An 11,579-nucleotide genomic window follows, 5' to 3' on the forward strand; every position below is an offset into this window, starting at 1 on the left:
TTAGCGTACCATTTTTGAGAATTGAGCGACGAACGTCGATGTATTTCTTTGAGCTGGAGCTATTTGTACCGCCTTATCTTCGAGGGGCTGCGGCTCCCTCAGAAGGTGAGCTTCATTCCCACGGCTAGGCCGCGGCCTGGGAGGGGGACGCGGTCTTTGAGGACGGAGGCGTGTTCGCGGGCGTCTTCGTTGGTGAGGTTCACTCCTTTAATGTAGAAATCGGTCGTGGTGGGGCCTTGTTTGAGGCGGTAGGTGAGGGAGAGATTGACGAGGAAGTAGCTGTTGGTGCGGGCTTCGTTCATGGCGAGCTGGGCCTGGGGTGCGGCGTAGATGCCTTCGAGGCGGGCACCGAAGGGGCCGCGCTCAAACATCAGGGCGCTGGTGAGATGGAAGGGCGGGATGCGGGGGAGAGACATGCCGGTTTGTTTGTCGCGGGCGCGCACAACGTCGGCGCGGAACTGAAGGTGGAGATTGTTGGGGTTTGCGGCCGGACCTGAGGTGATGGGATGGAGGAGGTGAAAGGTGGTCTCGAGTTCGGAGCCGATGAACTCGGCGCTGGTGGACTGGTAGATGAGTTCGTTGTAATTCTCTCCGCCGACGACGTGGACGATGCCGGTGGGAAACTGGCCGATGAAGTTGGTGTAGCGATTGTAGTAGCCGCTGATACTGCCGGTGACCCAGCCGGTGCGCTTGTTCAGGTTGAGATCAAAGCCGAGTGATTTTTCGGGGTTGAGACCGGGATTGCCGATTTCAAAGGCGCCGGTGGCGGAATGGGCGCCATTGGCGAAGAGTTCCTGGTAGGTGGGGGCGCGCTCGGCGTGGTTAATCGTGAAGGTGACGGCGTAGTCGTTGTTAGGGGTGAAGACGAGGCCGAGGGAGCCGCTGAAGGTGTCAAAGGTCCGGGCGAGGGCGGGGCCGAAGGCGGCGCTCGCGAGGGACTCGACACCGGTGTGATCGTAGCGCCCGCTGAACTGATAGCTGATAGGGCCACGAGCGATGTCTTCGAAGAGAAAGAACGAGTTTGCCTGGGTAATCGTGGGGGGAAGGAAGGCTTCGCTGCCTGCGGTGCTGAACTCGCTGCGGCCGGACTGGAAGCCTACGACGCCTTCCATGCCGGCGATTTTTTCGTGCTTCACTTCCACGCGGCCATCGTAGCCGTTGTTCTTGAAGAGGGTGGAGGGCATGCCGCTGTCGTATTCGGTGTGCTGGTAGCGGGAGGTGGCGAGCTTGTAGCTGATCTCTTTGATGAGGGGCAGCGGTTTGTAGAAGGCGCCGCGCACATCGAGGCGCTGCTGGTGCATGTCGATGACGACATTGGGTTCGGCGGGGGAGCCGTAGTTGGTGTGGAATTCGGTCCAGGCGAAGCCGAAGAAGCCTTTGTCCCAGATGTAGCTGAGGCCGCCGGTGACGCCTTCGGAGCGGAGGTTGCTGTTGGGCATGATTTTGCTGACTTCGCTCTGGCCTGGTGGCAGCGGATTGGCGGCTTGCTCGTTGGCCGTGCGGGCGTTGCCGGGGATGCGGAAGTCTTCGGCGGCGCGGGTGAAGGCTTCGACGTGGAAGGCGAGGCCTTTGTAGCCGCCTTCGATCATGGCGCTGGTGAGGTAGCCATTATCCACGGAGGTGTAGCGGTCGGTGAGTGCGCCACGGATGGTGCCGTCGAGTTTTTCATCGACGATGCGGCCATCGGTGGCATTGACGACACCGCCGATGGCGTTGGAGCCATACATCAAGCTGGCGGGACCGCGGACGACTTCGATGGATTTGAGGTTGGAAGTGTCGAAGCTGCCGGCGTGGTCGGCGCTGGTGGCGGAGGCGTCGATGGTGTTGAGTCCGTTTTGTAAGATTCGGACACGGTCGCCATCGAGACCGCGGAGAATGGGGCGGCTGGCGGCGGGGCCAAAGTAGGTGGCGCTGACGCCGGGGATGCGGGAAAGGGTCTGGCCGAGGCTGGGTTCGATGGCGAGATTGAGGGTCTGGCCGGTGATAACGGGGGAAAGAGGGGGGGCGGCTGGTGCTGTAGGAGCTGTAATAACCATTTCTTCCAGAGGGATTTCGGCCTCTTGGGCGGGAGTTATGGTGTTTCGAGGGGCGAGTTGTGTGTCGGATTCGGCAAAAAGTGGGGTCCAGACGGTGAGGAACCCGAGCAGGACTGCGGCGCGTAGAAAAGTGCAAGTGAGTTGCATGAGCGCGGTTTATATGCAACTCGTTTGCAATTGCAAATCATTTGTATTTTCAATTTTTCATGTCCTAGTTCCGTTTATGAAGCACCTCATCCTACCTCTTTGCCTTCTGGCCGCTGCTCTTCCGACTCTTGCCGCCACCAAGGTGGCGACGCTGCATCCGATCCTGGCTGACCTGGCGCAGCAAGTGGGTGGGGCGAATGTGGAGGTGGTGGAGATCTTGAAGCCGGGGGCGGACATTCATCACTTTGAACCGGCGCCGAAGGATCTGGCTGCAATGAAGGGGGCGAAGGTGTTGCTGGCTTCAGGCAAGGGGCTGGAGAGCTTTCTGGATAAGCTGCGCGACAGCCTGGGTGCGGATGTGAAGCTGGTGGAGGTGGGGGCGAAGATTCCGTCGATCCCGTTTGAGGAGCATCATCATGAGCATGGTGAGAAGGGTGGTGATGAGCATGATCATCATCACCATGGGGCGGAGGATCCGCATTGGTGGCACAGCGCGGAGAACATGAAGCGGGCGGCGCGTGTGGTGGCGGATGAGTTGAGCGCGATTGATCCGGCGAATGCGAGTGCGTATGCGGCGGGTGCGAAGGCGGCGAGCAAGCGCTTTGGCGAACTGAAGAGCTGGGCGCAGAAAGAGATTTCGAAGGTGGGGAAGAAGGATCGGCTGCTGGTGACGGCGCACGGGGCCTTTGGGTATTTCTGCAAGGAGTATGGGTTTGAGCCGATCTCGCTGCTGGGCATCGGGCGCAGTGATGATGCTTCGTCGAAGCATGTGGCGGAGACGATTGAGGAGATCCGCGAGCATGGGATCAAGGCGATCTTCCCGGAGGATCAGGCGAACCCGAAGGTGCTGGCGGAGATCGCGCGGAGCACGGGGGTGAAGATTGGGGAGCCGCTGATTGCGGATGGGACCGCGAAGGTGGCGCATACGTTTGAGACGATGCTGGCGCATAACGTACGGTCGATTGTGGCGGCGTTGGCGCCGGCGGAGCCTGCGAAGTAGGGCGTTGTGAGGGAGAGCCGGAGTTTGAAACCACTAATCGGACACTAATAAAACACTCATATCAGAGGTCAGAATCGATGTTCGCCGCGTGCTCTCGAATCATTTCCACTTTTTTGCCGTTGGGTGGTGCTGAATTTCAGCGGGCTGGTAAAAGATTGATGGTAAAAGATGTCAGAGAGAAAGGCTTTGGGATGCTGATTCCTGAACAGCCCGACGGTGGCTCAGTGTTTAGAGGAGTGAGCGTTGCACTCGGAATGTTGTATAACCGTTTTTAAAGTGATGCGTGGTTTCCCGCCGATTCAGATTTTTTTGCTGTGCCTCATGTTTGTGGTGCTGGCGGTGCCGTTGAGTCATTTGACGGGGACGGTGAGTGTGGCGAAGGCGGCTGCGCCAGCGAAGGTGGTGGAGGAGAAGAGTGTGAAAGCGTTGGTGAGGGTAAGGTATGCGCACAGGCCGGCGAAGCTGAGCGTGAAGATCGGGGATAAAGAGCAGATCACCGTCATTGAAGACACTCCTCTTGAATGGCGGACTTCCCTGCCCTCTCCAAGAGACGGAGCGGACGTTTTTGTTCAGGCGACGTGGCCAGAAGGCACGCCCGACACGGCTCTAACGCTGGAAGTTGAGCCGGACGGGCTGGCTTCGCGGAGTGAGACGCGCTGGTCTTCCGGGGGAACCATGGATGAAGTGATCACGTTTATTTGGAAATGAAATGAGTGCCGCAACGAGCCATTCCCATGACAAAACCAAGGAGCATGTCTGCTGGGGCGGTGGGTGTGTGCATACGGCGCATCACCGGCTGGAGGTGGTGGATCTGAGTGTGCAGTACCAGGAGGTGCGGGCGCTGGAGCATATTAACTTTGCGACGGAGTGTGGTCGGAGTATGGCGCTCATTGGGCCGAATGGGGCGGGCAAGAGTACGCTCTTGAAATCGCTGGCGGGGATCATACCCGGAGATAAGGGGAAGATTTTGTGGCGGGGGAAGCCGCTGACTCGGAGCAGCCATGAGATCGCGTATCTGCCGCAGCGCGGGGATGTGGATTGGAATTTTCCGATTACGGTTCGCGGGCTGGTGGAGATGGGGCGGTATCCGAACCTGGGGTGGTGGCGGCAGTATTCGCGGCATGATGCGGAGATTGTGGAGCGGGCGCTGGTCAGCATGAATCTGTGCGATTTGCAGGACCGGCAGATCAGCGCGCTTTCGGGCGGGCAGCAGCAGCGGGCGTTTATCGCTCGGGCGCTGGCGCAGGAGGCACATGTGCTGCTGCTGGATGAGCCGTTTACGGGGCTGGACAAGCCAGCGCAGGAGAATCTGAGCCGGCTGTTTAAGGAGCTGACGGCGGAGGGGCGGCTGCTTATTGCGAGTCATCATGATCTGCAGACGGTGACGGACATCTTTGATGATGTGCTCTTGATCCGGAGGCATCAGGTGGTGTTTGGGCCGGTGAAGGAGGCGTTTACGCCAGAGCATGTGGCGGCGGCGTATGACAACCTGGAACCGGCGGGGAGCCAAGCGCAGAAATCTTAACCACTCTTTCGATCTTCCAGAATTTTACAACGCAGAGATTAGAAGACCGCAGAGATCTGAATTTATGAAACTGAAGACGTTGCCTTGTGAGAGATTGGAGAGCTCAGGCACTTACTGAAAATTGAGAACTGAAAACTGAAATCTGAAAATTGGAGAACCTTTTCGCCGTGTCGACCTTTGCTGACTTTCTTGCTGAACCGATTGCCAAGCGGACGCTGATGGCGTGTTTGATGATTGGGTTTGCGAATGGGTTTGTGAGTGCGTTTGTGGTGCTGCGGAAGGATGCGCTCAAAATCGGGACGCTGTCGCATTCGCTGCTGCCGGGGATTGCGCTGGCGGTGCTGATCGCGGGGCTGACGCAGTGGAGCGCGCTGGGGGGGGCGATCTTTGCGGCGCTGCTGGTGGGGCTGGGGTCGATCTTTCTTTCGCGGACGTCGCGGCTGGATCAGGACACGGCAATGGGGGTGCTGTACACGACGGCGTTTGCAGGGGGGGTGCTGATTTTGAAGAATCTGGACATGCGGCAGAAGCTGGATGAGTGGCTGTTTGGGAGCATCGTGGGCATGGCGGATTCGGATTTGTGGATCGCGTTTGGGATCAGCGCGATTGCGGTGATCACGCTAACGGCGCTGCAACGGCCGCTGCTCATCTATCTGTTTGAGCCGAACATTGCGGCGAGCCTGGGGGTGCCGGTGAGGCTGCTTAATTATGCGACGTTTGCAGTGACGATCCTGGTTTTAATCTCATCGCTGCAGGCGGTGGGCTGTATCCTGAGCGTGGGGCTGATGGTGGCGCCGGCGGCGACGGTGTATCTGCTGACGAACAACGCGCGTGCGCTGTTCTGGGGCGGCGGGGTGATCGGTGCGGTGGGGTCGGTGGCGGCGTTCTTTCTGTCGTATCCGCTGGGGTGGAGCGTGAGCGCGACGATCATCGTGGTGCTGGGGGTGTTCTTTGTGGCGGCGTATGTGTTCAGTCCGAAGTATGGGCTGTTTAGCAGGAGGTGAGGGGTGCTGCTCAGATATTTGAGTTTAGGAGTGCGCCTCAAACAGAAACGCTTTTCTCAAAAAAATCGTTGCCTAAGAACACGTCGAATTCATACTGAACAAATGATCAGCTATGCTATCACCGACCGTCAACGCGAGATAATGTCGTTTCTTGTAGTTCATCACGAAGAGACAGGAATGATTGCGTCTGTGCGAGAGATACAGAAACACTTTGGTTTTTCGAGTTCAAACGCGGTGGCAAGTCATTTGCGCGCGCTCGAACAAAAGGGCTTTATCAAGCGATCAATAGGCAAAGCGCGCAGCATTGTCTTTCTTCTGGGTGCAAATCGAGAAAGACGCAAAGAAAGCGCCGCTCTCAATCATACGAATCGATTGATGGAGGAATATGTTGATCAGATGCTTCTGCCGATTTCCGCCCAGCGCACCGAAAAGCGCGATGTGAAACCTCCTCTTGCACAAAACCCTATCGAACAGGCCATTTCACTCGACAGGCTTGCGAAGCTCATCCATGCAGACTCATTGCAAGCGATGCGAGATATGGAGGAACAAAGCGTTCATGCGATCGTGACTGATCCCCCGTATGGACTCATCGAATACGATGCTGGCAATCATGCAAAACTGCGTGAGGGCCGTGGAGGAGTATGGCGAATCCCACCCAAGCTCAATGGAGTTGAAAGATCGCCACTACCTCGATTTACGGTGCTAGGTCCGGCTGACAGAGACCGCTTGGTGAAATTCTTTCATAGTTTAGGGGAACTTGCGTTGCGTGTCCTGGTACCGGGTGGCCATTTGATTATCGCATCGAATCCATTGCTCTCGACTTCTGCATTTTCTTCCATTGCCGAGGCAGGCATGGAAAAGCGTGGAGAAATTATCCGACTGGTCTCGACACTACGGGGTGGGGACCGGCCCAAAGGCGCTGAAGACGCTTTCCCTGAGGTGTCGGTGATGCCACGAAGCTGCTGGGAACCCTGGGGGCTATTTCGGAAACCCCTGAGTGAACGCACGGTTAAACTCAACTTGGAACGCTGGGGTACTGGTGCCTTGCGACGCCCCTCACGGGATGAACCATTCAAAGACGTTCTGGAATGCTCTCCCGCTAGAGGAGCCGAGAGAGAGGCGGCACCTCACCCTTCGATTAAGCCACAGAAACTATTGCGGATGCTGGTCCGGGCGAGTTTACCCATGGGAAAAGGGGTGGTGCTCGATCCATTTGCAGGCAGCGGCTCCACGCTGGCCGCAGCCAGTGCAATTGGTTATGAGTCCATAGGAATTGAACGTGACCTTGGCTATATCGAGATGGCCAAACGTGCATTTGTGACATTGAAAAGCCTTCCGGTTCCGGCATAGGATTGCTGGATGACCGTTGATGAAATCCTAAATGAGGTTCGCTCTGAATTCAGCCGCCGCAAGTTCGCCGCAGGGCTTGCTATGGCATTCATCGACTTTCTGACGTCGCTCAACGCGCTCGGACAAGGCTTCACAAGTTATGAGAGATTCTTGACGGCGTTCCCGCGCGAAGCAAAAACACGTAGTGGCGCACTTGCCAACACCTTGATAGTTCAACTCCCTGATGGGACAACCAAAAGCATCCGCCCATTCTACAACGGTATTGAGCAGTTGATTCGAGCAACACATCATCGGCTTGATTTTCCAAGTGCGGCTCCTCATGCAACTCAGGCTTGGCCAGATTACACTAGGTGGATTGGCGGCATGGTATCCGCCGAGGTCGCAGATGTGATCGCACTGAGAGACCGAATCCTGGCATTCGTGTTGGAGTCACTTCCAAGTCACGAACTTGATGAGTCCGCAATGACGAAAGAAGCGCCGGTATTTCTTCTTTTGCTTCGCCAGTTTGATTTTTGCGCGAGAAGAGGGGAGCCGACTGGCGCGGCGTTTCAGGGAGCTGTATTCGCCTACTTACGTGCTGATGCACCCCATCTGCAAGTTGAGGTTCGGAAAGTGCGGACAGGATCCAAACGAGTGGGAGGGATCGGAGATATTGACGCCTGGGACGGTGACAGACTGATCCTCAGCGCTGAGGCAAAGCATCTTTGTTTTCGTGCTGCTGACGTGGCCGACCTAGAGGGTTTTGCAAATGAGATCGCACGTCGAAAAGCAATTGGCCTAGTTGTGGCAGACAGCTTGGAAGATGCGGCAAGAAGCAGTCTCAAAGACAAAGGCCTTATTGCACTGTCGCGTGATGAAATGTCAGATGTGGTGGCCCTTTGGGACCCCATGAAACAACGAATCGCTGCGCAGTCCTATCTGTATTATGCGAGCCATGTCGAACAAAATGCTGTGCTCACCGCACGAGTGAAAGATTTTATTGCAAGTGTCACACCCCAGTAAGGCTACGCATGCAGTGAAGTTTGCAAGATGTGCCATGAACGCAATCCCAAGGGATGGATGTATGGAAATGACGTTTGTCAGGCATGTGCGTCGAGCCGTCTGGGCGTCGTATTTTGAGTTGCAGCCCGCCCTCTTTTTAGCGAAATCCGTTTTGGAAAAGGCTGTGAGCGCTTCAACGTGAAATCATGAAACACTGGCTGTTCATTTATCGAGAAGACCGTGTGGCCTATTGTGATCCAGACTTTGGCTGGGAAAACCGCACGGTGATGGAGGATAAAACGTTTCCAGCCGGTACATCGGACTGGGAGATCATGCAGGCAGCGCGCAGTCATGAGGTGAAGGATTTGGTGGAAGATCATAACACCTGCAGTGATGGCAGGCTGAACCGTGTGTTGTTGCGGGTGATCCAAGTGGCCCGGGAGATTCCCTTTGAGTCTGGCGTCACAGGTGTCGAGGATGAATGAAACCCGGTTAAGCGTGTGATTGTGAGTTTGGGGGAGCGCTGGGACACACGCGCTGAATCGGCGTTACGGTAAAGACGCTGCTGGTGAGCGCGGTGTGTTTAGAAAGCGCTGGCTTTGCTTCCCGGATTGGGGGCGGCTTTCCAGGGGTGGCGCTCGCTACGCGAGCTTACCCCTGGCTACCGGCTGCGATCCCTCCGGGATCGGGGGAACGAGAAAGTAGTTTTATGTGGAGGGGCGGAAATTGCGGAGCACCATTGATGACGCAAGATCATGAACAATGACCGGCTGATTCAACAGTTCACGCGCGTGAAGGCAAGGCCCGACGGCCTGCACGTGGAATGTCAGGTCATTTCCTGGCCGCATCCTCACATGCCTCGTTCGCGCTGGGTGAAAGTCGAGACACTGGCTGCTACCACTCCGGAGGAGGAGATCCTTGCTGCCCGGCTTCACCTGCTGAAGTTGCCCCGCTTCTTTGGTGTGTGCCGGATGTGCCGCGAACGCCAACCCAAGGGTTGGATGCATAGCGAGAGGGTTTGCCAGTCCTGCGCTGTGGATCACCTGGGCGTTGTGTATTGAGCAGCCTAGCACGACTGCTGATGCGGCGATGGGTGATACTCTACGAGAGCTCGGAGGAGCGAGCCCATTTGTGGCGGAGGCCCGTTGCAAACGCTACTGGTGAGCGCGGTCTGAGAAGTAGGCGCTGGATTTGCTGCCCGGATTGTGATGTGGCTTTACCCAGGGTTACCTCGCTGAGGCTCGGTTCACCCTGGGCTACGCTATGTCGCCCCTTTGGGGCTTAAGAACTACTTTGCGGGCAGCACTTGCACCGCATCCAGATGCACATTGCCACCTGCACCGGCGGTGCAGAAGATGACGGCGGAGTCGGATTTCGTTTCAACGCGAATGGACACGAAGGTCCGCGAATTATCCAGAATGAAAACCCAGTTGCGGCGCAACAGGGCTTGTCTGTATGCTTTTCTCGCCCTTTTGGATAGATTGAGTCGGCGCGCAAGCGCCGGCCATCTGCCCCCAACGGACTTTGAAGGGGCATGGACAGACCGTAACAGGGCTCGTGCCGCTCTTGAGTTCAGCACGAAAGTAGATTGGCGTCCATGCCCCGGATGAGTCGGACAAAGCCGAACCATATCCTGTGCCCAGCCTCACCTCTGGCAGCACGAAGACAAGCTGGAACTTGCCGACTCCTTCAACCTCCTCCCAGGGCTGCAACCTGCCCCCATCAACCACCCCATCCATCATGAACACCTCCATCTCTCCCGCGCCCGCCGACGTGCTGGGCATCGACATGAGCAAGACCAAGTTCAACGCGCATCTGCTGCCCTCCCATGGCGGCGGTCAAGGCCGTGAGTTTGCCAACACCCCCGAGGGCTTCCACGCCCTCGACCAATGGCTGCGCCAGCTTCTTGGCAGCAGTGGCCGCACTCGCCTCCGGCTGCATGCCGGTGTTGAGGCCACCGGCAACTATGCCCTGCCTTTGCTCATGCACCTCCACGCCCGGGCACACATCGTGAGCTATCTCAACCCCCGCCGCGTCAAGGACTTCACCCGCTGCCTTGGCCGCAAGGCCAAGACCGACCCCGTCGACGCCCACGACATCGCTCTGATGGTCCAGCGTTTGCGTCCCTCCTCCTGGGTGCCTCCGCCTGCTGAACGCTGCGAGCTGCAGGCGCTGGTGCGCCATCGGCGCGACCTCGTTGCCCAGATCACCGCCAATGACAACCGCCTCAAAACCGTTCACTGCCACACCATCATCACATCCCTGCGCCTGCTGCTCAAACATCTGCGCAAGCTGCTCAAGGACATCGATGGCAAAATCGAGCGCCATACTCTGGCCCACTTCAGCCTGCAGCGCGATGCACGCCTGCTGCAGTCCATCCCGGGCTTCGGCAAGGTCGTCAGCGCAACCATCCTTGCCGAAGTCCCCCGCATGGAGGACTTCTCCCGCGCCAGGGATCTCGTCGCCTTTGCCGGCATGGCTCCCACCACCGCCACTTCAGGCTCCAGCGTGCGCAGGCGCGGACGTCTCAGCAAGGAGGGCTGCCCCTTGCTGCGGCACGTGCTCTACATGGCCGCCATGACCGTCGTGGCGCGCAAAAACACCCTGCGCTCATTTTACGACGCCATGGTCGCCAGGGGCATGGCCAGGGCCTGCGCCCTCGGCGCCCTGATGAGCAGGCTGCTGCGCATCGCCTTCGGCGTGCTCAAACATCAGACTCCTTTTGTCGAAAATTTCGCACGCCTCCCATCTTCATAACCCTTCTCTTTTTTCCTCTTGCCAACACCATATCTACTTTGCTGACGCTTGCTCGGCGCGAGGGGTTACTTGGCGGGGAGGATTTGGACGGCGTCGAGGTGGACGTTTCCGCCTGCGCTGGCGGTGCGGAAGATGACGGCGGATTCTTCGCCGGCGGTGAATTTGTAGGTGCCGAGGGAGTAGGCGCCCTGGGGGTCTTTGGGGGCTTTGGTTTGATCGACAGTCACCGTCTTTTCGCCGTCGGCGGTGAGGAGGGTGACGGGGGCGGTTTTGGCGCGGTTTTCGTGGGGCTGGAAGTAGATGCGGACTTCGTAGTTACCCGTTTGTTTGACGCTGAAGGGGAAGCGGGCGCTGGCGGCTTTGTCGGAGCTGTAGCTGTAGTGCTTGCCGACGTAGGGCCGCAGGCCTTCGCCGTGGGCCCATTTGCCGGTGAGCTCGGCTTCGGTGTCGTCGATGACGAGGCCTTCGAGCTTCTTGGGGTCGATGCTGTCTGCGGAGGTGCCGGGAGGGGGGAGGTCGGGGAGTTTTTTTGCGTTGGCGGGGAGGTAGAGGGCACCCTCGAGGGTGTCGCGACGCATGGCGCCGGGCTGGGACATGAGGTCTTTGAGGATGTCGAGGTACTGCTCATAGACGCCGCGGGGGGTGGTGTGGTGGCGGACGCAGATCCAGGCGGCTTTGCCGACGACCTCTCCCATCATGCCGCAGGTGCGCATGACGCGGGTGGAGCCGAGGGCGTGGCGCTCGACGGAGATGGTGCGGCCGGCCATGAAGAGATTGCC

Annotated in this window: 11 protein-coding genes; 9 read left to right on the forward strand and 2 right to left on the reverse strand. The window is 58.1% G+C overall.

Annotated elements, in window-relative coordinates; all coding sequences use genetic code 11:
• Nucleotides 1-98: 98 nt before the first annotated feature.
• Nucleotides 99-2,183: a TonB-dependent receptor gene (locus ACILSO_RS13410; RefSeq protein ID WP_395737924.1), complete on the reverse strand. Its 2,085-nt coding sequence runs from the start codon at nt 2,181-2,183 to the stop codon at nt 99-101.
• Nucleotides 2,184-2,259: 76 nt separating this feature from the next.
• Here ACILSO_RS13410 and ACILSO_RS13415 point away from each other — a divergent pair, with 76 nt between their 5' ends.
• From ACILSO_RS13415 to ACILSO_RS13455, 9 genes are all read left to right on the forward strand, one after another.
• Nucleotides 2,260-3,183 carry a metal ABC transporter substrate-binding protein gene (locus tag ACILSO_RS13415; RefSeq protein WP_395737925.1) on the forward strand — a complete coding sequence of 308 codons (924 nt, stop codon included), beginning with the start codon at nt 2,260-2,262 and terminating at the stop codon, nt 3,181-3,183.
• A gap of 279 nt (nt 3,184-3,462) precedes the next feature.
• On the forward strand, nt 3,463-3,891 hold the full coding sequence (locus tag ACILSO_RS13420; protein WP_395737926.1) for a hypothetical protein: 429 nt from the start codon (nt 3,463-3,465) through the stop codon (nt 3,889-3,891).
• A gap of 1 nt (nt 3,892) precedes the next feature.
• Nucleotides 3,893-4,708, forward strand: a complete 816-nt coding sequence (locus ACILSO_RS13425; protein WP_395737927.1) for a metal ABC transporter ATP-binding protein — start codon at nt 3,893-3,895, stop codon at nt 4,706-4,708.
• A gap of 167 nt (nt 4,709-4,875) precedes the next feature.
• Entirely contained in the window at nt 4,876-5,712 is an 837-nt protein-coding gene (locus tag ACILSO_RS13430; protein ID WP_395737928.1) for a metal ABC transporter permease, read from the forward strand.
• A 102-nt stretch (nt 5,713-5,814) separates the two neighbouring features.
• A complete protein-coding gene (locus ACILSO_RS13435) occupies nt 5,815-7,062 on the forward strand; it encodes a DNA methyltransferase (RefSeq protein WP_395737929.1) in 1,248 nt (415 codons plus the stop codon).
• Nucleotides 7,063-7,071: 9 nt separating this feature from the next.
• Complete coding sequence (locus tag ACILSO_RS13440; RefSeq protein WP_395737930.1) at nt 7,072-8,064, forward strand: hypothetical protein; 993 nt, start codon at nt 7,072-7,074, stop codon at nt 8,062-8,064.
• Nucleotides 8,065-8,249: 185 nt separating this feature from the next.
• Complete coding sequence (locus tag ACILSO_RS13445) at nt 8,250-8,528, forward strand: hypothetical protein (RefSeq protein ID WP_395737931.1); 279 nt, start codon at nt 8,250-8,252, stop codon at nt 8,526-8,528.
• 270 nt (nt 8,529-8,798) lie between these two features.
• Nucleotides 8,799-9,104 (forward strand): hypothetical protein, encoded by a 306-nt coding sequence (locus tag ACILSO_RS13450; RefSeq protein WP_395737932.1) that lies wholly within the window; start codon nt 8,799-8,801, stop codon nt 9,102-9,104.
• 679 nt (nt 9,105-9,783) lie between these two features.
• Complete coding sequence (locus tag ACILSO_RS13455; protein WP_395737933.1) at nt 9,784-10,800, forward strand: IS110 family transposase; 1,017 nt, start codon at nt 9,784-9,786, stop codon at nt 10,798-10,800.
• A 65-nt stretch (nt 10,801-10,865) separates the two neighbouring features.
• Here ACILSO_RS13455 and ACILSO_RS13460 read toward each other — a convergent pair.
• A partial coding sequence (locus ACILSO_RS13460) for an FAD-dependent oxidoreductase (protein ID WP_395737934.1) occupies nt 10,866-11,579 on the reverse strand: 714 nt, incomplete at its 5' end.

Source organism: Prosthecobacter sp. (genome assembly GCF_044226605.1).
Taxonomy (GTDB): domain Bacteria; phylum Verrucomicrobiota; class Verrucomicrobiia; order Verrucomicrobiales; family Verrucomicrobiaceae; genus Prosthecobacter.